This window comes from Methylotenera sp. 1P/1 (genome assembly GCF_000384355.1).
In the GTDB taxonomy this organism is placed as follows: Bacteria; Pseudomonadota; Gammaproteobacteria; order Burkholderiales; family Methylophilaceae; genus Methylophilus.
The window spans coordinates 635,733-662,511 of the sequence record NZ_ARWC01000001.1 but is presented as its reverse complement, the minus strand read 5'-3'; the positions used below and the strand labels follow the sequence as shown (position 1 = coordinate 662,511).

Genomic DNA, 26,779 nt, shown 5'->3' with positions numbered 1-26,779 from the left:
TCCGCTTCTTTCAATCATGGATTGAATCATGATCTGCAACGCATATCACTATTGTGATTTCCAACCAACACTAAAACAACAAACAACAAAACAAAAAAAGGAACCCTATGCTCTACCAGCTCCCCAGCATCATCGATAGCGTACTTATCCTACTCGCCCTCATGTCTATCGTCGTATGGGGAGTCGTCATCCATAAATGGGTGAGCTTCTACCAACTCAACAAACGTAACCACCTATTTCTAGAAGAATTCAGCCAAGCAGAAGACCTGCAACATGTACGTGCTAACACCAAACTCACCGATGGCAGCTTGGCAAGAATTTGCCAAGCTGGTTTGGATGAATGGAAACGTTTACGTCTCAGTGTCAACGCATTTAACCATGACGACAGAAAAGAACTGGTCACCGCCGTACTCCAACAACAAGCCCATGTCGAACAATCCCGCACCGAGAAAGGACTCGCCATCCTCGCCAGCATTGGCTCTACCGCACCCTTTATTGGCTTGTTTGGTACCGTATGGGGCATCATGCATGCCCTCAAAGACATCTCCAGCAAAGGCTCTGCTGGACTTGATGTCGTGGCAGGTCCAATAGGGGAGGCCCTGATTGCCACCGGCATTGGCATTGCCACTGCCGTACCTGCCGTACTCGCTTACAACTACTTCCTCAGACAACTCAAATCCTCCAATGCCCAAATCGAGAACTTTGGCATTGCCTTCCACTACCTTATCGTGAAATCTGGCATGGGTACCAAACTACCATGAGCATGTTACTCAGCAATCAAGAAGACCAAGTCATGAGTGAGATTAACGTCACCCCACTGGTCGATGTCATGCTGGTATTGCTCACCGTGTTTATTGTGACTGCTCCCTTGCTCATGAACGCAGTCTCCGTCAAACTGCCGCAAGCCAATGCACAAATCGCCAAGACAGAACCCAAGACCTTACAACTTAGCATCTCACCACAAGGGGACATCACACTCAACACCACCCCCATTACCATCACCGCACTCAGTGACGAACTCAACATGCTCAAAAGCAGCACCGACCCTGCCATAGAAATCTATGCTGATGAACACGCTGCCTATGGCACGGTGGCCAAAGTCATGGCCGCCATACAACGTGCCAACATCACCAAATTTAGCTTTGTGATGCTGCCAGAGGCTACCAGCTCTTAATTCGCCAAACGTTCTGATTCATTCACCACACCTCTCCATGCATACCTACCACCAATCATTTCTTGTGACGACGCAAGACAATGAAGACCAATCCCTAGTGTGGGCATTAATCGCCTCCATGCTATTGCATATCGCCATTGCTTATGTGTACCCGTACTTTAACCAACAGAGCCTACAACCACGCAGTACCAGCATACAGGTCGAGTTAAACCCATTACCAGAACAACCCACACCTGCAGCAACACAGCCACAACCACCAACAGAACCTGTATCACAAGCAGAACCACCCAAACCTATTCCACCCACACCGGTGGTACAACCCAAAAAACAACCACAAGATAAACGGAAAGTGTTGACCACAACAGTGCCCACGCCTGATCAAAGCTACCAAGTCCCTGTAGAACCACAGAGAGAGACACCACCAGACACACAGGAAGAAACACTCCCAGTTCAGACATCACCGAACACCACACCTGCTACAGCTAACCCTACACCAACCCAAACCCAAACAGCGCCTACCCATACAGAGCAAACCACGACAAGCACTGCACAACAGTCCACGGCAAGATCCAGCGAAGTAGCGACCTCAGATGAAGTATGGGATGGTTATGGCAAAGCCTTGGCTGCCATGGTGAATAAACTCAAACAGTACCCGACCATTGCCATACGACGCCATTTAGAAGGGGAGGTGCAAGTGATTGCCAGTTTTAAGCAAGGTAAACTTATTTCAGTCGAGCTAGCAGAGGCAAGTCAACATCAAGTACTGAATGAAGAAGCGATGAGAACGATTAAAAAGGCGATTGAGCAGGTAGCGTTACATGCCAATTTAGAACGTAAAACCTTCACGGTGACAATCCCAGTGGGGTTTAAGTTGGAGTAGGCTAAGGCAACTATCAGAGCGTTAGCTCAAGGTCCGCTTTGTCCCCGTACTGAAAAATCCCCAAAGCAGACGTTCATCACAGTACTAAATAAACATAGTTGCGTCCGTATTTTCTATTTATTATTATACGGGCAGAGAAACCCTAACTTCTAGATTTAAAAAGAAAAATAACATGTCAAAATCAACGTTCATATTATTGTTTTCGGACGCGCGCGTTCGGTTAATAACTGTTAACCATCTAGCGATAGAATCTAAAGTATGAAAAATCTAAAAATAACTGCTGCATTCGCACTCTCGCTGCTGTCAGCTTGTGCGTCAATCGAACCACCCATAAAGGCATCGGACACAGTCGATAACGAATTAGCTTATGTTGCAGGTAAGTTTACACGTTCTAACAGCGGTGGTTTTGCGTTCGTTCTCGTCAACCAATCATCAGGCAGAGAATACAATATTTCACTGGGGAGTGATCCTGCCTTTCCTAAGGATGTGATAGATCAGGTGGTGGCTATAAAAATACCTCCTGGTGTGTACACTGTCCCTTATTGGTTCACTTACGGTACGCTCACGAAAGAACGCTCTGATAAACACCCTATAACTAACTTGAGATTGTCGGCGCCATTTGTCGCCTCGAGTGGGTCTACAGTATTCCTTGGCAACTATTCGGCAGTGACGGAGCACTCTAACGGGCAAACGTTATGGTCAATAAAATCTCAAAAAATAAGCGAAAATCAGGCGAGGGACAGCTTTTTAGAGGCCTATCCATTACTCCACAAACTGGAGTTCTTTTGCCAGAATTGCTGGCATTAGTCATGGCTAACCCCTCATTCAAGTGAGACACCTAACGGTGCTCCTTAATTCAAAGTTTAAACAACCGAATGGTAGATCAAGTAAGCGAGGCTGATTACAGCCAATCTTTTATTGAACAGCAAGTTAATAATTGGTAGGGGAAAAATGAGAGTTATATTTATATTGTTATGGTCACTTCTAACATGCTCATGTGCGGCTACAGGGCCAAAATTTACGAGCTTATCCGCGCCTGAAGATGGTAAAGCGCTAGTATATGTTTTAAGGCCAGCAGCATTTACTGCATCGGCAAGAGAGGTAAACATTAGTATTGATGATAAACCCACCATTAAATTAAAAAACGAGGGATATACAACCATTAGCTTGCCCCCGAATACATATGAATTTAAACAAAGTTTTAATTACATTATTGGCGATCCAAAAGTCTTAAGAGAACCTCGTTCTTTTAATATCAAATTAGAGGCTGGCAATACTTATTTCATTGGCTTCCACTCTGATTCTGCTGTGGGAGTGCCTTGGGTGGCTGGTTCTCTAGCTTTTATACCATTGACATTTAAATTTGGCTTTGGCGTGATGGATGCAGATGTTGCGCTGCAGCAATTAGAGTCTTGTCATTTTCAAGAACAGAAACTGTATGTTGAATAATTGTTTTTAAAAAGGCTATTAAAATGCATTTAAGGATATGGACATTAATTTTCATAGCTCTAATTTCGGGTTGTGCCACTGCTAGTGGCCCTGCATTTAAAAAAGCTGATAATGCAGCTCAAAACAATGCTTTAATTTATGTGTATCGCAAGGATATGGGCCACTGGCAAAGTGCGTATTCGCCGACCTTTATTCTTGATGGTACTGATGTTGCGTCTATGCCAAGGGAAGGGTACTTAGAGTTAAATATAAGACCAGGAGAACATACGTTTGAATTTAAGCATAACTACTTGGCCGGATATCACCCTGTCAAACTAACAATACCAATCCTCTCAGGTCAGGTTTACTACTTAAGAATATCAGATCCAATAAATTTTGGTAGTGAGTATTCTCTACATGATGTTGTATACAGATCGGAAATCGCAGTAATTGAAGAAAAAACAGCACTCATTGAATTGGCAACCACAAAGTTGGTCTCGCCCAAGTCAACATTCAAGTAGGACTCGCTAAAGTATGCACCTTAATTCAATCGTTCTACGTCTGCTTTGTCCCCATAGCTGCAAAATCCTGTGAGTTCAACCGGTCGATGCAACACGTTATTCTTATACAAAAGAATGAGGTGTTGAAAAATGAAATACAGACCAAGAATTTATTATAGTGATGAGCAGAAAGCTATCATGTGGGATCGCTGGAAAAAAGGTGACTCGCTGCATGATATAGCCCGTTTATTTGACAGAAATCACTCTTCAGTAGGGCGTATATTATCTCTGACAGGTGGGATAAGACCGCCACAAAGAATACGTTCACATCTAGCTTTATCACTATCAGAGCGTGAAGAAATTTCCAGAGGTGTGGCAAGTCAAGAATCGTTTCGTTCGATTGCCCATCGGCTTGGACGCTCTCCATCTACCATTAGCCGTGAAATCAAGCGTAACGATGGTTATCAGCAATATCGGGCAACACAAGCTGATCAAGCTGCCTGGGATCGTGCTAAACGTCCAAAGCTTTGCAAACTATCAGGCAATCAAGAGTTAATAAAAACCATCACATGTAAGCTACAATCAAACTGGTCACCGCAACAAATTGCCGGTTGGTTGAAAAGAGAGTTTCCTACAGAAGAGCATAATCAAGTGTCACATGAAACCATCTATCGTAGCTTGTATGTTCAGACTCGTGGCGTATTGAAAAAGGAGTTAATTCAATACCTGAGGACGAAACGTATTATGCGTCGCTCCAAGCATTCGAGCTTGAAAGGCAATGGGCTTGGTCAGATTACCGATACAGTATCAATCAGTGAACGCCCAGCCTCCATAGAGGATAGAGCTATACCAGGGCATTGGGAAGGCGACTTGATAGCGGGGTCTAAAAACAGCTACATCGTGACATTGGTCGAGCGTCACTCACGATTCGTAATGTTAGGTAAGATTAAAGACCGAAAATCCGAAAGCGTTGTATCTGCTTTAATCAAGCAAGCAAAGAAACTCCCCAATGAGTTATACAAATCACTCACTTTGGATAGAGGTACGGAGTTTGCAGAACATCGCCGTTTTCAAGTGGAAACGAATATTGATGTGTACTTTTGCGACCCCAACAGTCCTTGGCAGCGTGGAAGCAACGAAAACACTAATCGCTTATTGAGGCAGTACTTTCCAAAAGGTACTGACTTATCGGTACACTCACAAGCTAAACTAAGCGCAGTGGCTAGACGGTTAAACGAAAGGCCTCGTAAAACATTAGATTACGAGACCCCAGCAGAAAGATTTAAAGCGTGTGTTGCGTCGACCGGTTGAACTCACACCCCAAAGCGGCCATTCAAAAATCAAGATTTCCATACCAAGTAACTTCTTCTGAAATCACTTTAGAGTCGCTCTTTGACCCCATAATAATTTGTTCATATAAACCACCATCATGGTTTATATGAACCAAATTCATTAAGGAAATATTCACTCCTGATTAATTAATCGTAGTGAATTCATATAGTTAATTTCGGGTGTTGTAATGGTATAAAACTTGCACGCAATAAGGGTGTTGAATAATGGCGGGATCCTAAATGCCTGTTTTAAGCAAATGAATATGATGTTTTGGTATGGCATTGATTTGCGCTGGGCTTATGCCGATTTATTGCCAAGTATCTACAGACAAACTACATGTAAACACTCGGCATACGATATTTTGCATGATGCTTTAGTGCGCTTTGCATTAAGTAATAATGCTAGTCGGCAAGAAAACCCTCACGCCTATCTGCGAACAATTACTCAACATTTAGTGGTAGATGGATTCAAGCAACGCTCGCGCTTTGTGTCTGTCTTTGATGCCAATTCAAATCATACTGAAACCAATAATGGTATTGAGGATTTGCAAAATCTAGATTCAATCCCATCAGCAGAGCACCTGCTAGACATTAAGCAACGATTACAAATTGTGCAAAGCATCATGGATAAGTTACCAGCAAAATGCAAACAGGTGTTTTGGTTATACCGTATTGAGTCAATGCCACAAGATGAAATTGCCACCGTCATGAACATCTCTAAAAATATGGTGCAACGTCATATGATGAGGGCGATGTTAGATTTTATGGAAGCTCGCGATTTAATTTCATAGCAACAATGAACCCATCAGAACACAAAAAAACATTACGTGAAACTGCAGTTGCTTGGTTTTTACGCATGCAACAAGTGGATTATGATCACCCAGACCGTGGGCAGTTTGAAGCTTGGTTAATAATGAGTCCTATCCATCAAATTGCGTATGAAGAAGTGGCTAAAACTTGGGAAGTGTTTGACTCAACCGAAGATCTCAAGTCGCTAGATGCGGCAATGGAGCAAAAGGCATTTTTAGACAAGAAAAAACGCTGCAATAAAATCACGCAATCGATTGGCTCCTTATTGGCTATCACGCTTATCGCATTTACAAGCCTCTTTGCCTATCGTAGTTGGCAAGCGCAACCCATCATGGAAGTAGTCAAAGTTGCAGACATTGGTCAAATTAAAAATGAAGTGCTAGACGATGGCACAAAGCTTAACCTCAATGCCAATAGTGAGTTGGAAATTACTTATTTCCGTGATCGTCGCGTCGCAAAACTAAAACGTGGTGAGGTGATTTTTGATGTGGCGCGTGATGAGAGCCGTCCATTTATTGTAGATAGCGGCTATGGACGTATTACCGTATTAGGCACCAAGTTTGCAGTCAATCGATTACAAAAACTGATTCGCGTCAGTGTTGACCACGGTAAAGTACAAGTGGATGCGCTAGATACATCAGGTGCTTCACTGAGCGCGCCTTTGGTGATTACAAATGGGCAAGTCGCTGTGGTGCATCAAAACCACCCACCAAAACGCACAAACCAACTTGCTAGCGATGCATTTAGCTTTACGGAGGGCATTATCACGTTTGATAAAGCAGGCTTGGAAGAGATTGCAGAGACTTTATCAAGATACCGTCAGCCACAAGTGAGTGTGCAAACGCCATTAACTAGCGATGCCGAGATAACCGCCGTGATTAAAAAACAGGACGTGGAGAAGTTTATTGCCAACCTACCTAATATGGCTTCAGTAGACATTGAAAAATCACCTAATCAAACATTGATTCGGCAGTCTAAAAAATAATTAGATAATTTTTAGATATTTTTTCAATTTAGACATCAGTCGATTTCTTATTAAACAGTTAAACAAGTAACAACACTGTTTTTTTAGGAAATCGGTATGAAGTATTCAAAACGACAACAATTAAAGTCTTTGGCTTTAGCTGTTTCAGTCTCAGGATCGGCTTTTATGAGTGGTTTGTTGTTTCCAGCATCCGCTCACAGTGACGAGCTGAACACAAAATTACCAGCCACGCAAGATAACCACTTTAACCTGCCCGTTACTGTTGATCTGCCTAAACAGCCTTTGTCAATGTCTTTAAAGGAATTTGCGCGTAGTTCAGGGCTTAGCCTTTCATTTGATAATAAGTTAGTAGACGGAAAAACAGCGCCAGCCATTAAAGGCCGCATGACTCGTAAAGAAGTGCTGCGTGAACTACTCTCAAACAGTGGGTTAACAACTGAGCTTGATGGTGACAGTGCAGTTTTAAAAAAAATTCCAGATATTAATAGTACCAACCTCCAACTTGATCAGATCAACGTGCGCGCCAAACGCTCTTATGACATTGGACCACTGCCAGGTTTAGGCTTAACCAAAGAAGAAATCCCAGGCAACGTACAAAGTATTACTGCAAAAGAGATTAAAGAGTCGCATGCGCTGAGCTTAACTGACTTAATGAACTCTAAACTGCAATCGGTAAATGTGAATGACTATCAAAGCAACCCGTTCCAGATGGATGTGCAATACCGTGGTTTTACGGCGTCACCTCAGTTGGGTACTGCGCAAGGCATCTCGGTATTTTTAGATGGCATTCGCGTCAATGAGCCGTTTGGCGATGTGGTGAACTGGGACATGCTGCCATTAAATGCGCTAAGTGGTTTAGATGTTTTTCCTGGTTCCAACCCCATCTTTGGACTTGGTACGCTCGGTGGTGCAATCGCCATGCGTACCAAAAGCGGTTTTAACGATCCTGGTTTAGATATGGAAGTGTTAGGTGGTTCTTTTGGGCGTAAGCAACTCCAGGTTTCAGCGGGTGGCAATAATGGCGTGATAGCTGGTTTTGCTGCAGGTACTTTTTTTATGGAGGATGGCTGGCGTGATGACTCCCCCAGTAAAGTCAATCAACTGTTCGGCAAGGCCGAGTGGCAAAACGAACGCGCAAGGTTAGGCTTGAGTATGCTTTATGCGGGCAACAAACTCACTGGCAACGGCTTGTTGCCGCAGCAGATGGTCGACCAGAATCCCAAACAGGTTTATACCTCACCCGACGAGAGCAAAAATGATTTATTGCAATTTCAGCTAAGCGGCATCTGGGATGTCACTGATAAGTTTAATATTACCGGCCAGATATACAACCGTAAAAGCAAGCGCAAAAGTCATACTTCGGATGTGAATGAGAATTTTGGGGGAAGTGATAGCGCTTATGCATCGGCCACCACCAGAGACCGCACAAGGCAATTATTGCCAGGCTTGCAAGATATTAACCGCGATGGGCTGCCAGATTATAACGACTATGCCTATAACGTGGCGGCAGATGCGGCTGGCAATCCGCTGACGACTAGTGGTGCAATCTGTGATGTTTTCGTAGACCCAACTTGTGTGGATGATTTAGCGATTGGTACTCAATTTGCGCCTGTGGATGGAAGTGGTAATTTGCAACCGGTCGTTGCCAATCAGGCAATCGTTACAGCAGCTGATGGTTCTGGAAGATCTATATTGAACTGGACAGTTGACCCGCGTAGAAACCTAGATAATTTTAATTCACCTTCTAATATTCCCGATGCGTTCAATGCGCCTGTATCTGCGGATTACGCAAATTTGGTCAGGTTCACTTGGGAAAACCGAGCCGCCGCCTTCGTTACGGCCAATACTTTTCTAATAGATAGAGGGTTTTTGCCATCTTCTACAACGCCTCATCCTGGTACCGGCAACAATAGTTATGGATATGATCTAGTTGGTGGAGGTGGGCTGGGAGGTGGTACTTTTGGTGGATATACCGATAATAATGGCTTTTATCATGATTATTTTGAGTTAGTAGGTCCAGTCAATCCAGGTAATTATCCTATTTTGTGCTCATTGGGTAGCACGGGGAATAATGTTGGTTCCCCGTGTATTCTTGATGCTAATGGCCTCCAAATTCGCAGGGATGGCAAATACGGCACATTAGGTGGCAATACAGGCGGGTTGGAAACTGGCTATATCGAAGGTACGCCTACTGCTATTTTTAACGATACCGAGATTGACCAAGATGGCAAAGGCGCGGCTTTGCAGCTTAACTGGAATTTGGATAAGCATAAATTTATGGTTGGCGCTTCTTACGACACATCAGACAGTACTTATGATAGCAAACAGTATCTTGGTTTTTTAGATGCAAATCGTCATGGATATACTGCGCCAGATCAGCTTGGGTGGGAATACTTTGCCAATAGCAAACAGAACGGATTTGCACTCAATAATTTTGAAGGCGACAACACCACCAAGAGCCTATATTTCAGCGAGACCTGGACACCGATTAAAACGCTCAATATCACCGCTGCCGCCCGTTACAACCACACCAGGGTCAATAATCAACTAGCAGTGAGTCGCGTGGGCAATTTCGGTGATGTTAATCGTATCCTGAATTTGCTTAATGCATTGACATTGTGTACCGATAATAACAATGATGGCACAGTGGATGCCAGTGAATGCCCCACTGGACTGGATGGCTATATTGTGCCCTTTGATCCTAGCTTTGGTTATCTGCGTGAAGATGGAAATAGCATTATCGGGATGGATCCGGGATTAAAAGAAAAATTCAAATACCGTTCTTTTAACCCTTCATTAGGCGTTACTTGGCAAGCGCGTGAAGATTTAAACCTCTATGGCAACTTGAGCCGTGGTGCCAGAACACCTACCACCATTGAGCTAGGCTGTGCGTTTGATGATAGCCCAGTGTTTGATAGGTTTGGTGATGATGGTAAACCTATTTTTGTTCCCCGAACTTTCCGAGAGCGCCGCAATTGTAATCTGCCTGGTGCCATGTCGGGTGACCCCTATTTAAAACAAGTGCGTTCCAAAAGTCTAGAATTTGGTGCAAGGGGACATCTAACAGATGATATCGAATGGAACGCCAGTGTGTACCGCACTGATTTAACCGACGATATTTACTTTGTTTCGGTAAATGCCACTCAAAGCTACTTCCAAAACATTGGCAATACCCGTCGCCAAGGCTTGGAGATGGGTTTAAAAGGCAAGGCAGGCAAAACCAGCTTTGGCATTAACTACGCGTTGACTGATGCTACCTTCCAATCTACTTTCACCTTGGCAAGCCCGTATAACAGTAGCTCGGGCAATGTGTATGATTTGAACTCAGATCGAGAAGGGACTTACGGTCAGATTAAAGTAAAGCCGGGCAACCGCATGCCGGGCGTGCCACTACACAACCTCAACTTCAATGTAGGTTACGAGATTACCGACAAATGGAATGTTGGGCTCAATATGATTCTGCATTCCGAAGCGTTTGTACGCGGTAACGAAAATAATGAACATAAGGCTGGACCAGCAACACCACTAATCCCAATAAACTGCCTGCCCGCTACACCAGGAGGGCCAAATGTTTGCCAGCTTAATCGCGCAGACTGGCGCGAAGGTAAAACAGCCGGATATAGCGTGTTTAACTTTCAAACCAGTTATAAATTGGCACCAGAGTGGACTTTTGGCATGCAGATTAATAACTTGTTTGATAAACAATATGCCAGTGCTGGGCGTCTGGGCTTAAATGCCTTTTCACCTGGCACTTTGGGTGTAGTGGGTGAAAGTGGCTTTAACTACAACAGCAGTGAATGGCAAGGCACCAGCTTTTTAGGTACTGGTGCGCCAAGATCAGCGTTTTTTACGTTGAGTTACCAGTTTGTGCCTAAACCGCTATGAAGGAGTCAACAGTGATCTTGTTCATTCTTTAACATCAACAATAAAACTAACAACAAATAACACTCAAAGGAACCCTATGCTCTACCAGCTCCCCAGCATCATCGATAGCGTACTTATCCTACTTGCCCTCATGTCTATCGTCGTATGGGGAGTCGTCATCCATAAATGGGTGAGCTTCTACCAACTCAACAAACGTAACCACCTATTTCTAGAAGAATTCAGCCAAGCAGAAGACCTGCAACATGTACGTGCTAACACCAAACTCACCGATGGCAGCTTGGCAAGAATTTGCCAAGCTGGTTTGGATGAATGGAAACGTTTACGTCTCAGTGTCAACGCATTTAACCATGACGACAGAAAAGAACTGGTCACCCGCCCGTACTCCAACAACAAGCCCATGTCGAACAATCCCGCACCGAGAAAGGACTCGCCATCCTCGCCAGCATTGGCTCTACCGCACCCTTTATTGGCTTGTTTGGTACCGTATGGGGCATCATGCATGCCCTCAAAGACATCTCCAGCAAAGGCTCTGCTGGACTTGATGTCGTGGCAGGTCCAATAGGGGAGGCCCTGATTGCCACCGGCATTGGCATTGCCACTGCCGTACCTGCCGTACTCGCTTACAACTACTTCCTCAGACAACTCAAATCCTCCAATGCCCAAATCGAGAACTTTGGCATTGCCTTCCACTACCTTATCGTGAAATCTGGCATGGGTACCAAACTACCATGAGCATGTTACTCAGCAATCAAGAAGACCAAGTCATGAGCGAAATCAACGTCACCCCACTGGTCGATGTCATGCTGGTATTGCTCACCGTGTTTATTGTGACCGCACCCTTGCTCATGAATGCAGTCTCCGTCAAACTGCCGCAAGCCAATGCCCACATCGCCAAGACCGAACCCAAGACCTTACAACTTAGCATCTCACCGCAGGGGGACATCACCCTCAACACCACCCCCATTACCATCACCGCACTCAGTGATGAACTCAATATGCTCAAAGCCAGCACCGATCCTGCCATAGAAATCTATGCAGACGAACAGGCTGCGTATGGCACTGTGGCGAAAGTCATGGCCGCCATACAACGTGCCAACATCACCAAATTTAGCTTTGTGATGTTGCCAGAGGCGGTTAGCCCTTAATTGACGCAACTGTCTACCTTCAAACGCAGCTAGCCTCAGCCTTTATATTCATTACACGTACCATGCATACCTACCACCAATCATTTCTTGTGACGACGCAAGACAATGAAGACCAATCCCTAGTGTGGGCCTTAATCGCCTCCATGCTATTGCATATCGCCATTGCTTATGTGTACCCGTACTTTAACCAACAGAGCCTACAACCACCCAGTACCAGCATACAGGTCGAGTTAAACCCATTACCAGAACAACCCACACCTGTAGCAACACAGCCACAACCACCAACAGAACCTGTATCACAAGCAGAACCACCCAAACCTATTCCACCTACCCCAGTGACCAAACCACTTAAAGCGAAGACAGAGCGTCAAGTACTAGCCACCCCCACACCTGTACCTGATCAACGCTATCAAGTGCCTGTAGAACCACAGAGAGAAACACCACCAGTCACACAGGAAGAAACACCCCCAGTTCAGACATCACCGAACACCACACCTGCTACAGCTAACCCTACACCAACCCAAACCCAAACAGCGCCTACCCATACAGTGCCAACCACGACAAGCACTGCACAACAACAAGCTACCACCAGATCAAGCGAAGTAGCGACCTCAGACGAAGTATGGGATGGCTATGGCAAAGCCTTAGCTGCCATGGTGAATAAACTCAAACAGTACCCGACCATTGCCATACGACGCCATTTAGAAGGGGAGGTGCAAGTGATTGCCAGTTTTAGGCAAGGCAAGCTTGTTTCAGTCGAGCTAGCAAAGGCGAGTCAACACCAAGTACTGAATGAAGAAGCGATGAGAACGATTAAAAAGGCGATTGAGCAGGTAGCGTTACATGCCAATTTAGAGCGTAAAACCTTCACGGTGACGATTCCTGTGGGGTTTAAGTTGGAGTAGGGTAAGGCAAAGCAATCTACGGATTGACACATCACGCAATACCCAGCAAAGTAAGGGCCCGATGTCATTCAACAATTAACAATAAGGAGTGTAAATGAATAAATCAGAATTAATTGCAGAAATTGCAACACAAGCAGGTATTACTAAAGCAGAAGCAGGACGAGTGATTGATGCCACTACATCCGCTATTACAGACTCCCTCAAGAAAGGCGATGCCGTTACTTTGATTGGGTTTGGTACCTTTAAAGTGAGTAAGCGTGCTGCACGTACAGGCCGTAATCCACGCACAGGAGCAGAACTGAAAGTAGCTGCGCGTAATGCACCTGCATTCACAGCGGGTAAAGCACTTAAAGAGGCAGTGAATTAATCTTTAAAATCGCCTAAATAATGGGGTCGCAAATCAAAGTGTTGGTGACCCAATTCTCTTTACAGGCTCTAATTAATTATATTATTTACACCTAGAATTAAATGAGCTCAAGGTCCGCTTTGTCCTGTGAGTTCAACCGGTCGACGCAACACACGCTTTAAATCTTTCTGCTGGGGTCTCGTAATCTAATGTTTTACGAGGCCTTTCGTTTAACCGTCTAGCCACTGCGCTTAGTTTAGCTTGTGAGTGTACCGATAAGTCAGTACCTTTTGGAAAGTACTGCCTCAATAAGCGATTAGTGTTTTCGTTGCTTCCACGCTGCCAAGGACTGTTGGGGTCGCAAAAGTACACATCAATATTCGTTTCCACTTGAAAACGGCGATGTTCTGCAAACTCCGTACCTCTATCCAAAGTGAGTGATTTGTATAACTCATTGGGGAGTTTCTTTGCTTGCTTGATTAAAGCAGATACAACGCTTTCGGATTTTCGGTCTTTAATCTTACCTAACATTACGAATCGTGAGTGACGCTCGACCAATGTCACGATGTAGCTGTTTTTAGACCCCGCTATCAAGTCGCCTTCCCAATGCCCTGGTATAGCTCTATCCTCTATGGAGGCTGGGCGTTCACTGATTGATACTGTATCGGTAATCTGACCAAGCCCATTGCCTTTCAAGCTCGAATGCTTGGAGCGACGCATAATACGTTTCGTCCTCAGGTATTGAATTAACTCCTTTTTCAATACGCCACGAGTCTGAACATACAAGCTACGATAGATGGTTTCATGTGACACTTGATTATGCTCTTCTGTAGGAAACTCTCTTTTCAACCAACCGGCAATTTGTTGCGGTGACCAGTTTGATTGTAGCTTACATGTGATGGTTTTTATTAACTCTTGATTGCCTGATAGTTTGCAAAGCTTTGGACGTTTAGCACGATCCCAGGCAGCTTGATCAGCTTGTGTTGCCCGATATTGCTGATAACCATCGTTACGCTTGATTTCACGGCTAATGGTAGATGGAGAGCGTCCAAGCCGATGGGCAATCGAACGAAACGATTCTTGACTTGCCACACCTCTGGAAATTTCTTCACGCTCTGATAGTGATAAAGCTAGATGTGAACGTATTCTTTGTGGCGGTCTTATCCCACCTGTCAGAGATAATATACGCCCTACTGAAGAGTGATTTCTGTCAAATAAACGGGCTATATCATGCAGCGAGTCACCTTTTTTCCAGCGATCCCACATGATAGCTTTCTGCTCATCACTATAATAAATTCTTGGTCTGTATTTCATTTTTCAACACCTCATTCTTTTGTATAAGAATAACGTGTTGCATCGACCGGTTGAACTCACACCCCATAACCGCAGAATCTACAAAAAATATAATAATCATTCCTGAAACGTGTTAATCATTCTATGCATGAAAATTCGCTTATCTTTGTCCTCGTTAGTTCGAATCCTCGATAAGGATTCGAACTGAGTTAATGCACAATTTAGCAATTCCCTGTTATTCCCTGATTTATCAATGAAGCCTAAACTTAATGTCGTTGTCTATGCTCTATTTGTATGGATAGTAGTTGATATACATAGTCTACCTATAGCTATAAATTAAACAATTCCCTGTAAATTTCCCTAAAAGCAGGGTAGGATCTGAGAGTGGTTAGCTTAAGACTAGATGCACCGCCAATAAGTCATGCTTTCCAGGCATACTTAGCATTACTAGCCACAAAGCCCACACCATGCGGGGCTGATGCCTAGATGGCTATTCTCAAATTTCGCCACAGTCCTATTTCTGAGGTTTCTTGTCATAATTTATCTATTTTTCTCAAAGAGAAATAATCCGCAAAACAAATTGGTCGTAGTGGTACTCTATCCTAGCAAAAAGTGCGTCCAATATCGGGTCTTTTGTAAATGCTTTCAGCACGGGTACTACTTCGCCATTAAATATAAACTAAGGTAGAGCATTTCTGAAACGATAGATTAACTCAACAGCGGCTTTGTTCCCGTATCTGTTGAGTTTCCATAGATTACAAGTAAGCAACTCTAAAGCGGGGAGTATAGGCGGGTGATTACCAGATACAAAGAATAGCAAAGTAGAGTTAGCAGAGAAAATAAAAGCGACCTTACTATGCGGGTTCAGATGAGTTACTTTGTGTTACCTATAGTTCCAAAAGAAAAAAGCACCTCCGAAGAGATGCTTTAAAGCAAGAGATAAACATGCAAGTTTAGCAGTGCTGTTAGGGTTTGCTTACCCCGTCTAAATTAAGTCGCCCTAATTCAAACGTTCCTAGTGGTAAAAACAAGCCCTAGCCATTAGCATGATGAAATTTACCGTTTGTGCATATGGGAGTTTTTCCCGAATTTTGGATTATTTATTTCGATTTGTTTGTTCGGATGGACCTGATGCACTTGCCTACTTGTAAATGTTTTGTATAGATACTTCTAATCGCTTAGTAACATCAGATTTCAACTCCTCTGAAATCTTGCCCTTACCACTTAGGCTTTAAGTTGAGAGTAATATACCTATAAACTATCTAGGAGAAAGGTGGTTAAAAAATGTAACCAATAATGGTTTATTTCATCTTATTGTAGTGTCTATGAGTGTGATATCAGCACCGTTAGCTTTCGCATTTTCGATTAAACTTTTTACTTCTGGACTATTAAACTTTACGCCGTAGGCAATGTAGGGGTAATCGTCTAAAGGAGCCTCTTTAGCAAAGAATGACCAGTCATCGTTTTTATTGTAAAAACGCTCCACGTAGCTTGTAATGGCTACTAGCAAGAAACCCTCATCCGCTGTTTTGGCTAACCATGGGCCGCCTGAATCTCCATGCGTAGGCATCGGTTCTGCTGCCGAATATTGATGCTTGCTATCCAACCGATTGATTGCAGTTAAGTAATCTAGAGAGCTGATAATTTCTTGTTTGTAGTGAAATTGGGCTCTTGCCTTAATATGTAGCATTGGGTCCGACTGTTCATACTGTTTAGGCATCACCGCATAAAAATCATCTAAGTTATTTAAGGTTTTTTTAACGCTACAGCGTGGGTTAAATAACACGGCTTCGTTAGATGCACTACCAAAGCCGCACACCAATACATCGCCAAGGTTTGGGTTTGTGTCAATTGACACAGATTTCACATTTTTTGGTAGTGATTTGTCGAAAACCAGAATGGCAACATCAAGCGCTAAGTTGTTTTCAATTTCACTAAATGGGTAATAAAAAGCATTACTGATATTGATGGAGTCTAATTGATCAAAGTTGGTGTCAGTGATGGTGATTTTAGGTAGCTGATTGTTGGGATCTAACTCAATTTCTTTTAGACAGTGGCCTGCAGTGATGATTGTTAAAGGGTGTGTGCCGACAATAACGCTACTACAGGTCGATTCATATTTGTCCCACTCTTGGACTGAGTTCAACCAATGCTGTTGTTTAATGTTAAGTTTGACTGAGAATACATCGTTGGGTGATGTTTCTTGACCATTGATGACAGCGTGTGCATTAAGCTGGGTCAAAACTAATATCAATGTAATGGTTTTTTTCATAGCTCACATTCATCAAGGTACATTAGTGGAAAGCGACTGTTTAACTGAATGCTTCATTAAAACATATGGTTATATGGTTTTAGAAGGAAAAACTCCAAGAGTTAATTTCAAATTATCATGATGTAAATATAGAAGGATATTTTATGATATTTCAACAACACATTTGCACGTATTGCGAGGTATAGAAATGTTGAAGTATCTATTCATACTGTTACTTGGTCTAAGCGCTGTTACCTTACATGCAAATCAGGAGCATCTGCACGGGCTGGTTACATTCCCTCAATTTTCCATTATTGGCACATGGCGTTACCAGTTGCCCGATTCTGGATGTGTTGAAACTTACGAGTTTTCCAGAGATGGTCATTTGAGAGCGTCTAGCGCACAACAAGTGACAGATAGTATTTATTTTATTGCGGATGAACATAGTGAATATGCTTTTTATAAGTTAGAGCACCAGGTCACGCGCGCCAATGATGAGAAAGACTGTGATGGTGAAGTCTCACAGTCTGGTATAAGCGCGGTGCACTATGTACGGTTTGATGATACTGGGAATAGTTTAGTCATGTGTGCTGATGAGTCAGCTTACTTGGAGCAGTGCTTTGGCCCACTGCACCGCAGCGCGCAGTAGCTACTCTTTTCTAAGGCAAAACTTTTGCACTGTGAATTGTCCAGCGCTGTTTACCTGATAATGTGTTAGAGCAGCCAAGTAGGCTTGTCGGAGTGTCAATGGATAAAACATGTTTGGTGTGGTCTGCGGTCTGCACCTCCATAAACCAACGATCGACCCACACTTCTATAGTGTGATCTTGGCTACTGCTAGCCAGTAGCATCATCTGACCGTCCTTCATTGCACAGTCAGCATCTTCTTTCCCAACTAATTGAATAAAAGAGAGTGCCGGCGTCTCTGCGTCGGCTGGTTCGGCACCGATGAGTGCCGAGTAGCTGATTAACATGATGAAAACCAAGCTTGGAGAATCAAATGTAAAAGGATGCTTCATGACGGCCTTAATGAGAAATAGAGAGAGATTTCATTTTTTTAACAGCTTCAGCATGCTCGTAGTTGTGCTGTCTCAAGTTAATATAAAATTGACAATAATCACCAAAATTACCAATCAGGTGCGATTGTTTCACAGCAATCATCCCGTCTAGCAGCATGAGAAAATTAGTTGAAATATTAAATTTTTCCAATAGGTCACGTGTCTGAACAATGCGGTTGGCGATAATCCTTTTTTCTTCTTTAAACTGTGTGGATAAGTAGTCCAGCCGCTGTTGAAACTGATTTTCCATAGCATTTGGAATGACGCTATAGACTCGATCTTTTTGGTCTTGAGTAACGAGCCACTTGGCTGCAATGTTATTGTCTTGCGGGGAAAGGAATGAGATGGAATACAAGGATTGAATATCGATCGCCCCAGGATTGACTTGTACAACCTGCGTAACACTATCGATTGGGGTGTCAGCGTTATCCTTCTGACATCCTGGTAGTGATAGGAGAGAAAACACAATGAGGAATAGGTGTGTGAGATACATTGTATTAATACAGTAAATTTTATGAAGTAGTGAATGGCGGATTTTATTGCTCAATCATTTTTATCTCGGATTTAATGCTGTGGATAATGGCGGTGAAGGCGTCGTAATCAATACTGGATATTGCTAGACTGGCATTTGAATTATTTGCGTTTTTTACTAATGCGTTCAACGCTACTTGTATATCTTGGGTAGCCTCTAATAATGACTTCCTATGTGGCAGTGGGTGATGCCCTTGATAATACTGGGCAAGCAATGTATACGTGCCTGTGATGAAAGCTAAAATACGATCACCATTGAAATCTGCAGATACACTTATTACCAATGCCTCGCGTGCTTGTAGTTCTTGAATAGCGTCAAATTTCCAGTTAAAAGGCCCTTTAAAAACCCAGTCAGCCATTTCATGTGCACTAACCTTGGTGCTTTTTTCAAGTTCATGTGGATTGGATATATAGACTTGTTCCATCCACTTCTGAAGGTCATCAGCATGTTGGTCGAATAAAGCAGCAAGATTTTTTATGTGGGCTGATGAGCGAGCCGGTGTGTGATTTTGCTTGACCGTATCCTGTGGTTGACGAGAACTGTCTGCGAGCAAAGTGGTTGAATGGCTTGATATGAAGCATAGCGAACTTACAAAGAGATATTTTACGCGCATCACTATTCACTGATGGTGGCATCAGTAATGTTGTTTTTGCCTGTATTTGAAAAATGCCGATTAAACTCAGTGGTACGGATGTTTGCCCATACACGAATCATCTGCATGAACTCAATTGAATTCATGGCGCCATGGATGCCATCGACAATAATGGTTTCTCTAATGGCGAGTACAGTTGGGACTTGTTGTATATTAAGGTAATCTGCAATCAACGGATCATCGTCGATGTTAACCTTGCCAAATACAATCTCAGTGTTACTGTTTGATTGATCGTTGAATATTGTCTCAAACAGTTTGCATGGCTCACACCAATCGGCAGTAAACAATACAATCACAAAGTTACTTTGCTCAATGGTATGTTTAAAATTGTGTTTGTTTAGCGTAATAGTCGACATAATATTTGTGATCTAGAATGCAAAAGAGAAATTGATGCATTTGTCGTTGGCAAAGGTTAGCTCAATGGTTTTGTAAATTTTTTTACTGTTAAATCGCACTATTTTGCTGTAGTACCACATTTCAATGGCATCTTTCTTTAAGCTGGTATTGCCCGCTTTTTCCGTATATTGGTCGGCGCCCATAGGGCGTACGGCCGTTTCTTTTTTGTTTGGTTTGCCTAATATTTTCTGTACTTCACTGCGAGATCTTCCATCAAACGCTTGAATAAACTCCTGCTCTGAATAGATGATTTTCTCACTAGCTACGTTAGATTTTGCATGGGATATGGCGGATAAACTTATTAAGACTAGACTAAACAAAATACGCAGAGACTTCATCATTGACATAGCGGCGACTTTACAAAAGGTTGTAATTGAAGTGGCTATGCTATAGAGATGCTACTTGACTGAATAGGGAATGATTCACTCTTGATTATGCCAAAGGTTCCCGCTTGCCTACTACGCCATGTAATATAGCCAAATGTACCAAATTTGCTGTAGTTTGCACGTCTAACTTTTGCTTAATTTGTGTCTGAATATTAGCAACCGTTTTATAAGAAATATTAAGGCTGTTCGAAATTTGAGTGAGTGAATTGCCATCAACAATTTGTCGAAATACTTCAAACTCTCTAGCTGAGAGTTTTTCTAAGGGACGTCGATTGTCATTGACATGATCAATGGCTAAGTTTTGCGCAAGTTTTTGGCCGATATAGCGCTGACCATTGATAATCTTACTCACTGCATCTAACAAGGTTTGGGCATCATCGGTTTTGATAACATACCCCTTTGCGCCGGCTTGGATGGCACGCATGGCAAAAATACTGTCCTCATGCATGCTATAAATCAAAATTTTTGCGCTTTTATCCCGCAATAAAATACGATTTAACGCTTCTAAACCGCCAATACCAGACATATCTAAATCAATAATAGCAAGGCTGGGTTGATGCTTCTGCCACAGAACAATGGCCTCTTCCCCGGAGCTGCCTTCTGCAACCACAGTGTATCCCCATTGTTGTAATAAGTTTTTTAACCCTTGTCTGACAACAACGTGATCATCAACGAGTAATATGGTTTTGTTCGTGTGATAGTTCATATGTGTGGTTACCTTAAATTTTGATTAAAAGGCGTGAGCGGTATTGTTACTTCAATTGAAGTGCCACGCGGATAGTTGGAATGAATGGATAGTTGGCCATGCACGGCATGAACTCGTTCGCGCATACCAATCAGACCAAATCCTAAAGGGCGTGATTGCAGCTGGATGCCAATCCCATCGTCTTGGATAGCAAGATGAATGCTTTGATTAGATGTATTAAATAGCAATGCAAGCTTCACATGCTTTGCCTGAGCATGCTTGGCGATGTTGGTCAGGGATTCTTGCACGACTCTATAAATCGTGATGTTGGTTTTCTCATCTGTATCTTTTGTAAAGCTATCAATCTCAGTATCTATGCGAATCTGCGGGTGATAACTGATCCATTCTTTGACCGTTGCATGGATTGCGCCTTTGATTCCCTGACTATCCAGCGAACTTGGCCTCAAGCGTCTAATCAATTTTCTAGAAATATTGCGTGTCATGCGACAGTTGTTGGAAATTCGATTGGCGAGTAGGGCAATACGTTCATCTTGATATGCCGTCAGTGTCGCGATATCCAAACTGATGCCGGTGAGATATTGCCCAATTTCATCGTGTAGCTCACGCGCAAGTTCTAGCCTTTCTCGCTCTTGAACTTCCATGACATGCTGTGTTAACAGTTGGTTTTCCACGAGCAGCGTTGCACTTTTTTCTTCTGCCAACTCTTTTAAGTGAATGCTTCTTTTTAAATCAGCCATCCGGTTTTTGGTAAAGATGGCCAAGGATAAAGCAACCAGCAAGATGAGATAAGGGATTTCGTCCAATTGCAGATATTCGTAAGCAGATAGGCTATTTGAAATTAGCTCTGCCAGGTCGATATACATCATTGTGGTATAGGACAACACGATGATCGAAGATAAAACAATTACATCACGCTTGACTGGGTTGAGATTCACCCAAAAATTTCTACAGGTATTCATGTTTGGCATTTTTACTTACTGCGCTTGATTCAGAATAGTGAATCCTTCCCGCTAATGAAAAAAAGTAAGAAAGATTAAGTAATTTGTAACAAAACATGACGAAAGGGAACCTTTTATCAGGTTAGCGGGAATCATTCATCTTATTTAATTGGTCGTGCAGGCTCACTATTCGGTTGCACCATTACTGATGTGATGGTTGGTTTTTAATTTTAACCTTATAGAGGGGACATTTATGAATAAGCGCAAACTGATAGGGGTGGCCGTAGGGGGTCTGCTGGCGATGGCGACAAGTCATGCTGTATATGCAGATGCTGATTTGGATAAGCGAGTACAAGATCCAAATCAATGGGCAACTCAAACTGGGAATTACTTTAGTCAGCACAATAGTAATTTGACGCAAATCAACAAAAATAATGTAAAAAATGTAAAAGCGGCTTGGTCTTTTTCAACGGGTGTTTTGCATGGGCACGAAGGCGCACCGTTGGTCATTGGCGACATGATGTATGTTCACTCTGCGTTTCCAAATAATACATATGCAATCAATTTGAATGATCCAGGCAAAATTGTCTGGTCACACAAGCCAAAACAAGATGCTTCTACAAAAGCAGTGATGTGTTGTGACATTGTCGACCGTGGTGTGGCCTATGGCGCTGGTCAGATTGTGAAAAAACAAGCGGATGGCCATCTTTTGGCATTGGATGCTAAAACCGGTAAAGAAAATTGGAAAATTGAGTTATGCGATCCTAAAGTAGGGATGACGCTTACGCAGGCACCTTATATCGTTAAAGATACGGTGTTGATTGGTTGCTCAGGTGCTGAATTGGGTGTACGTGGTGCAGTGAATGCTGTGGACTTAAAAACAGGCGAGCTGAAGTGGCGTGCGTTTGCTACTGGTTCAGATGAGTCTGTTCGTCTAGCTAAAAACTTCAATGAAAAAAATCCGCACTATGGTCAATTTGGTTTGGGTACCAAAACATGGGAAGGTGATGCATGGAAGATTGGTGGCGGTACTAACTGGGGTTGGTATGCATATGATCCTAAATTAAATCTGTTCTACTACGGTTCTGGTAATCCAGCACCATGGAATGAAACGATGCGTCCTGGTGACAACAAATGGACTATGACGATTTGGGCGCGTGATGTGGATACCGGCATGGCAAAGTGGGGTTACCAAAAAACACCTCATGATGAATGGGACTTTGCTGGTGTAAACCAAATGGTGCTGACTGACCAGCCGGTAAAAGGCAAAGTGACGCCACTGTTAACACATATTGACCGCAACGGCATTATGTACACATTAAATCGCGATACTGGCGAGCTCATCTTGGCAGATAAAGTGGACCCAGCAGTGAACGTGTTTAAGAAAGTAGATTTGAAGTCTGGCTTGCCAGTACGTGATCCAGAGTTCTCAACACGCATGGACCACAAAGGTACCAACATTTGCCCCTCAGCGATGGGTTTCCATAACCAAGGGGTTGACTCATACGATCCTGAATCACGTACGCTCTATGCAGGTTTGAACCATATTTGTATGGATTGGGAGCCGTTCATGTTGCCATACCGTGCAGGTCAATTCTTCGTTGGTGCAACGTTAGCGATGTACCCTGGCCCAAATGGCCCAACTAAGAAAGAGATGGGTCAGGTTCGTGCATTTGACACCGTAACAGGCAACGTTAAATGGACGAAGTGGGAGAAGTTTGCTGCTTGGGGCGGTACTTTATACACCAAAGGCGGCTTGGTTTGGTACAACACACTTGATGGCCATATTAAAGCTTTGGATAAAACCAACGGTAATGAGTTGTGGAAATTCAAAATGCCTTCAGGTGGTATCGGTTCGCCAATGACTTACTCATTTAAAGGCAAACAATACGTCGGCAGTATGTACGGTGTAGGTGGTTGGCCTGGTGTAGGTTTGGTGTTTGACTTAACCGATCCAAGTGCTGGTTTGGGTGCAGTAGGTGCATTTAAAGAGCTCCAAAACCACACCAATATGGGTGGCGGTTTAATGGTGTTCAGTCTGTAGTTTTTAAATAGGGAAACTGTGGCGCTCTGAGGTGTATTCACCTTTAGCGCCACGGTCAAACTAAATGTTGGGTACAGATCCTGACGAATGAGTAACCACTTTTGGCAATATTAATAAGGCGATGCGAATTTTATGTTTAAAAAACAGCAGGTATTCAGTTTGTTTTCAATGGTAGCCGGTGTGTTGTGTTTTCTTGCAACGCAGGCACATGCAGATGAGTTGCGTGTGTGTGCCGGTGAAAATGAAATGCCATTTTCTAATGTGAAAAAAGAGGGCTTTGAGAATGCACTAGCCGAAGTGATCGGGCAAGGGCTCAATAAAAAAGTGGAATTTGTATTTTGGAAAGACCCAAGATATTCCGTACGTGATTTTTTAGATAAGAACAAATGTGATGTTGTGTTTGGTATGGATGCGGCTGACCCGCGGGTTTTAAAAACCAAGCCTTACTTTAAAAGCGGTTATGTATTTGTGACAAAAGAAGACCGTGAAATTGATATTTCTTCTTGGAACGATGAAATGTTGAAAGCCAAATCATTTCGGATAGGTGTTTTACCAGACAGTCCGGGCAAGGTGATGTTGCTTCAGATTAATCGTTTTGATGACATGTTCGACTATTTTGCAGAGATTCAAGGATATAAATCGACGCGAAATAACTACATCAGAGTTGAGCCATCAAGGTTGGTCAACGATGTTGAGAGCCAAGTGCTACACGCTGCTGAGTTGTGGGCGCCAGAGGCTGCTCGTTATGTGCGTGAGGCAAAGACCAAGTTAAAAATGCAATTGATTAAAGATGATGCGAAGAAATCCAATGGCGTGAAAGTGCCTATGCATTATGACGTAGTGATGGGTGTGAGAAAAGGTGACACTGAATTGCAACAAGCGTTGAACAAAGTGATTGATGACAAAAAGGTTGAGATTGAAGCAGTGCTAAAAAAAGAAGGTATTCCATTGCTTTAATAAACAAAGTTTTTTAATTGAATAAGTGAGTAAAAATATGAAGTTTAGTTTTTCTATGGTGAGAGATGTTCGATTTCATACTGCAGTTGCAGCAGTGGGATTGACAGTGTATCTGGCGGCCTGTAATTCAGCACAAGAGCTTGATAGTCACAGCATGGTTAGCGAGGATGCAAAAAAAGAAGCTGTGTCAGAGCATCTCAAACTGGCTGAAGCAAACAAGCCTACAACGATAGCGGTGCCACCTGGGCCGATGCTTGATTTTCGCGGCACCATCTCTGGGGATCCTTTGGATTTTAATGATAAAAAAGGCGATGACACGCCTGCAGTCAAAGCATTCAAAGTGACGGGTAAAAACCCTTACAACGACTATGAAGCCATCAATAAAAGTGGGTACACCATTTTCTCTACTGCTTGCGCGGGGTGTCATGGTCACTTAGCTGAGGGGAAACTAGGGCCGGCGCTTACGGATGATTATTGGACATACCCAAACAACGCAACAGATAAAGGGTTGTTCGAGACTATCTATGGAGGCGGACAGGGCATGATGGGGCCGCAAAGGGGGTTGTTGTCGCAAGATGAAATCCTGCAGGTCATGAGCTGGTTGAGAAGTGCTTACAGCGGAGACCCCAAAAAAGCGAAATGGAAAAAATAGATTCACCAGTTTTAAATTTGTAGTGAGCTGACTGGTGGCTTGCTACAAGTAGACAGCAACACCAGCAACCATATGAGAAGGAGATTTAAATGAAAACAATCATGACTTTGGTAGTACTTGCGGGCGCGATGGTTGCATCTGGCTCAGCATTGGCTTATGACGGACAAAACTGTAAAGAAGCTGGCAATTGCTGGGAAGCTAAACCTGGCTTTCCGGCAAAAATTGCTGGATCAAAATACGATCCAAAACATGATCCAGTAGAAGTGGGTAAACAAGAAGCTTCGATTAAAGCCATGGATGCGCGTAATGAAAAGCGTATTGCAAATGCAAAAGCAACTGGCAAGTTTGATTATAACGTCGCAGAGTAATCTGAGTGACAACATTAACCGATGCTGAGAAGCATCGGTTAATTCATTCTGGTGATTACCACCATTGATGAAACACAATTTTTACCGCTAGTCCGCGCACTCATATTAAAGAAACTTATGACCGATTCAAACAAAATGGATTTAGACGTATACCGCCAGCAAGTCATCTTATTTGAAAATGCAATCAATCAAATTGTTCTAGGCTTAAACCATCAAGTGAGGTTGCTCACCATTGCAGTTTTATCACGCGGCCATGTCTTATTAGAAGGCGACGTGGGTGTTGGTAAAACAACATTATTAAGAGCCGCTGCAAGATTGTTGGGCGGGCAATATCAACGTATAGAAGGTGCTGTCGATCTGATGCCTTCTGATTTTTTATACCACGCTTATATCAACCAAAATGGACAGCCATCGGTGGCGCCTGGGCCATTGCTACAGCATGGTGAAGAGTTGGCGGTTTTCTTTTTCAACGAGATTAATCGAGCAAGACCACAAGCGCATTCTATGTTGTTACGTTTAATGGCTGAACGTTCAGCACATGCATTTAATCGTGAATATTATTTCCCGCATCTGACGGTATTTGCAGACAGAAATCGCTTAGAGCGTGAAGAAACATTTGAGTTACCTGCCGCGGCACGTGATCGTTTTTTTATGGAAATTAACATCAGCGCGCCGGATGATTTTGAATTGCAGCGCGCCCTCATGTTTGACGTTAAGTTTCAGCAAGTGGATAAGATGATTACAGGCTTATATGAAGGCGTTGTGCCATTTGCGGCGATGAATACGATGTTTGAGATGATACAAAAGCATGTACGCGCAGAGCCTGTGTTTCAAGATTATGCAGTACATCTTTGGCGTACGTTAAAAGACCCTGTTGCAGCCGGTATCACATTAGATGGTATTGATATGCCACGATTGATTGCAGGTGGTGCTAGCCCACGCGGTGTTGGTATGCTAATGACTGCCGCGCGTACAAGAGCTTGGTTAGAGCAGCGTGACTATTTGACGCCAGATGATATTCGTAGCGTATTTCATGCGGTGATGATGCACCGTATATTTTTTACACCAGCCTATGAATTAAGACGAAATGATATTGCGCCCAAATTGCTAGATGCGGTGTTATCTCACGTAACGGCTCCTTAGACTTACATCCTTGG

Annotated in this window: 29 protein-coding genes; 20 read left to right on the top strand and 9 right to left on the bottom strand. The window is 43.2% G+C overall.

What is annotated here, in order from left to right:
- Nucleotides 1–107 precede the first annotated feature (107 nt).
- The 14 genes from A3Q3_RS0103085 (at nt 108) to A3Q3_RS0103015 (ending at nt 13,410) form a co-directional block, all read left to right on the top strand.
- Nucleotides 108–761 (top strand): MotA/TolQ/ExbB proton channel family protein, encoded by a 654-nt coding sequence (locus A3Q3_RS0103085; protein WP_020182107.1) that lies wholly within the window; start codon nt 108–110, stop codon nt 759–761.
- Nucleotides 758–1,174: a biopolymer transporter ExbD gene (locus tag A3Q3_RS0103080; protein ID WP_020182106.1), complete on the top strand. Its 417-nt coding sequence runs from the start codon at nt 758–760 to the stop codon at nt 1,172–1,174. Before A3Q3_RS0103085 ends, A3Q3_RS0103080 begins: the two co-directional genes overlap by 4 nt.
- Nucleotides 1,175–1,211: 37 nt before the next feature.
- Nucleotides 1,212–2,054: a TonB family protein gene (locus A3Q3_RS0103075; RefSeq protein ID WP_232418343.1), complete on the top strand. Its 843-nt coding sequence runs from the start codon at nt 1,212–1,214 to the stop codon at nt 2,052–2,054.
- Nucleotides 2,055–2,312: 258 nt separating this feature from the next.
- Nucleotides 2,313–2,861 (top strand): hypothetical protein, encoded by a 549-nt coding sequence (locus A3Q3_RS0103070; protein ID WP_020182104.1) that lies wholly within the window; start codon nt 2,313–2,315, stop codon nt 2,859–2,861.
- 144 nt (nt 2,862–3,005) lie between these two features.
- A complete protein-coding gene (locus A3Q3_RS0103065) occupies nt 3,006–3,503 on the top strand; it encodes a DUF2846 domain-containing protein (RefSeq protein WP_081623259.1) in 498 nt (165 codons plus the stop codon).
- A gap of 23 nt (nt 3,504–3,526) precedes the next feature.
- Complete coding sequence (locus A3Q3_RS0103060) at nt 3,527–4,003, top strand: DUF2846 domain-containing protein (RefSeq protein WP_020182102.1); 477 nt, start codon at nt 3,527–3,529, stop codon at nt 4,001–4,003.
- A gap of 129 nt (nt 4,004–4,132) precedes the next feature.
- A complete protein-coding gene (locus A3Q3_RS0103055) occupies nt 4,133–5,293 on the top strand; it encodes an IS30 family transposase (RefSeq protein WP_020181889.1) in 1,161 nt (386 codons plus the stop codon).
- Nucleotides 5,294–5,576: 283 nt separating this feature from the next.
- Entirely contained in the window at nt 5,577–6,104 is a 528-nt protein-coding gene (locus A3Q3_RS0103050; RefSeq protein WP_369751653.1) for an RNA polymerase sigma factor, read from the top strand.
- A gap of 5 nt (nt 6,105–6,109) precedes the next feature.
- Complete coding sequence (locus A3Q3_RS0103045; protein WP_020182100.1) at nt 6,110–7,108, top strand: FecR domain-containing protein; 999 nt, start codon at nt 6,110–6,112, stop codon at nt 7,106–7,108.
- Between the two features lie 96 nt (nt 7,109–7,204).
- A complete protein-coding gene (locus A3Q3_RS0103040) occupies nt 7,205–10,993 on the top strand; it encodes a TonB-dependent receptor domain-containing protein (protein ID WP_033424930.1) in 3,789 nt (1,262 codons plus the stop codon).
- Nucleotides 10,994–11,425: 432 nt separating this feature from the next.
- Complete coding sequence (locus A3Q3_RS14600; RefSeq protein WP_304412180.1) at nt 11,426–11,725, top strand: MotA/TolQ/ExbB proton channel family protein; 300 nt, start codon at nt 11,426–11,428, stop codon at nt 11,723–11,725.
- Nucleotides 11,722–12,138, top strand: a complete 417-nt coding sequence (locus tag A3Q3_RS0103025; RefSeq protein WP_020182096.1) for a biopolymer transporter ExbD — start codon at nt 11,722–11,724, stop codon at nt 12,136–12,138. Before A3Q3_RS14600 ends, A3Q3_RS0103025 begins: the two co-directional genes overlap by 4 nt.
- A gap of 62 nt (nt 12,139–12,200) precedes the next feature.
- Entirely contained in the window at nt 12,201–13,043 is an 843-nt protein-coding gene (locus A3Q3_RS0103020) for a TonB family protein (protein WP_051086410.1), read from the top strand.
- A gap of 94 nt (nt 13,044–13,137) precedes the next feature.
- Nucleotides 13,138–13,410: an HU family DNA-binding protein gene (locus A3Q3_RS0103015; RefSeq protein ID WP_020182094.1), complete on the top strand. Its 273-nt coding sequence runs from the start codon at nt 13,138–13,140 to the stop codon at nt 13,408–13,410.
- Between the two features lie 132 nt (nt 13,411–13,542).
- On the opposite strand, the gene A3Q3_RS0103010 is transcribed toward A3Q3_RS0103015, so the two are convergent.
- Both A3Q3_RS0103010 and A3Q3_RS0103005 read right to left on the bottom strand, forming a co-directional pair.
- Nucleotides 13,543–14,703 (bottom strand): IS30 family transposase, encoded by a 1,161-nt coding sequence (locus A3Q3_RS0103010; protein WP_020181889.1) that lies wholly within the window; start codon nt 14,701–14,703, stop codon nt 13,543–13,545.
- Nucleotides 14,704–15,988: 1,285 nt separating this feature from the next.
- Nucleotides 15,989–16,954 (bottom strand): trypsin-like serine protease, encoded by a 966-nt coding sequence (locus A3Q3_RS0103005; protein WP_020182093.1) that lies wholly within the window; start codon nt 16,952–16,954, stop codon nt 15,989–15,991.
- 187 nt (nt 16,955–17,141) lie between these two features.
- On the opposite strand from A3Q3_RS0103005, the gene A3Q3_RS0103000 reads away from it, so the two are divergent.
- Complete coding sequence (locus tag A3Q3_RS0103000; RefSeq protein WP_020182092.1) at nt 17,142–17,582, top strand: hypothetical protein; 441 nt, start codon at nt 17,142–17,144, stop codon at nt 17,580–17,582.
- Nucleotides 17,583–17,592: 10 nt separating this feature from the next.
- Here A3Q3_RS0103000 and A3Q3_RS0102995 read toward each other — a convergent pair whose 3' ends face one another.
- From A3Q3_RS0102995 to A3Q3_RS0102965, 7 genes are all read right to left on the bottom strand, one after another.
- On the bottom strand, nt 17,593–17,952 hold the full coding sequence (locus tag A3Q3_RS0102995; protein WP_020182091.1) for a hypothetical protein: 360 nt from the start codon (nt 17,950–17,952) through the stop codon (nt 17,593–17,595).
- A 7-nt stretch (nt 17,953–17,959) separates the two neighbouring features.
- Nucleotides 17,960–18,538, bottom strand: coding sequence for a hypothetical protein (locus A3Q3_RS13560; RefSeq protein WP_152604050.1), 579 nt, complete (start codon nt 18,536–18,538; stop codon nt 17,960–17,962).
- Complete coding sequence (locus A3Q3_RS14100; RefSeq protein WP_152604049.1) at nt 18,528–19,136, bottom strand: hypothetical protein; 609 nt, start codon at nt 19,134–19,136, stop codon at nt 18,528–18,530. Before A3Q3_RS14100 ends, A3Q3_RS13560 begins: the two co-directional genes overlap by 11 nt.
- A gap of 2 nt (nt 19,137–19,138) precedes the next feature.
- Nucleotides 19,139–19,531 (bottom strand): co-chaperone YbbN, encoded by a 393-nt coding sequence (locus A3Q3_RS14095; RefSeq protein WP_020182088.1) that lies wholly within the window; start codon nt 19,529–19,531, stop codon nt 19,139–19,141.
- Nucleotides 19,532–19,543: 12 nt separating this feature from the next.
- The gene (locus tag A3Q3_RS0102975; protein ID WP_157355019.1) at nt 19,544–19,912 is read right to left on the bottom strand and encodes a hypothetical protein; all 369 of its coding nucleotides are present in this window, start codon (nt 19,910–19,912) and stop codon (nt 19,544–19,546) included.
- Between the two features lie 91 nt (nt 19,913–20,003).
- Nucleotides 20,004–20,663: a response regulator transcription factor gene (locus A3Q3_RS0102970; RefSeq protein ID WP_020182085.1), complete on the bottom strand. Its 660-nt coding sequence runs from the start codon at nt 20,661–20,663 to the stop codon at nt 20,004–20,006.
- A gap of 8 nt (nt 20,664–20,671) precedes the next feature.
- On the bottom strand, nt 20,672–21,622 hold the full coding sequence (locus A3Q3_RS0102965; RefSeq protein ID WP_026361724.1) for an ATP-binding protein: 951 nt from the start codon (nt 21,620–21,622) through the stop codon (nt 20,672–20,674).
- Nucleotides 21,623–21,854: 232 nt separating this feature from the next.
- Between A3Q3_RS0102965 and A3Q3_RS0102960 the strand changes: the two genes are divergently transcribed.
- The 5 genes from A3Q3_RS0102960 (at nt 21,855) to A3Q3_RS0102940 (ending at nt 26,765) form a co-directional block, all read left to right on the top strand.
- On the top strand, nt 21,855–23,645 hold the full coding sequence (locus A3Q3_RS0102960) for a methanol/ethanol family PQQ-dependent dehydrogenase (RefSeq protein ID WP_020182083.1): 1,791 nt from the start codon (nt 21,855–21,857) through the stop codon (nt 23,643–23,645).
- Between the two features lie 132 nt (nt 23,646–23,777).
- A complete protein-coding gene (gene moxJ, locus A3Q3_RS0102955) occupies nt 23,778–24,602 on the top strand; it encodes a methanol oxidation system protein MoxJ (RefSeq protein ID WP_020182082.1) in 825 nt (274 codons plus the stop codon).
- A 37-nt stretch (nt 24,603–24,639) separates the two neighbouring features.
- A complete protein-coding gene (gene moxG, locus A3Q3_RS0102950) occupies nt 24,640–25,254 on the top strand; it encodes a cytochrome c(L), periplasmic (RefSeq protein ID WP_020182081.1) in 615 nt (204 codons plus the stop codon).
- Between the two features lie 89 nt (nt 25,255–25,343).
- Nucleotides 25,344–25,622 carry a hypothetical protein gene (locus A3Q3_RS0102945; RefSeq protein ID WP_020182080.1) on the top strand — a complete coding sequence of 93 codons (279 nt, stop codon included), beginning with the start codon at nt 25,344–25,346 and terminating at the stop codon, nt 25,620–25,622.
- A gap of 117 nt (nt 25,623–25,739) precedes the next feature.
- The gene (locus A3Q3_RS0102940; protein ID WP_025224408.1) at nt 25,740–26,765 is read left to right on the top strand and encodes a MoxR family ATPase; all 1,026 of its coding nucleotides are present in this window, start codon (nt 25,740–25,742) and stop codon (nt 26,763–26,765) included.
- Nucleotides 26,766–26,779: the final 14 nt, after the last annotated feature.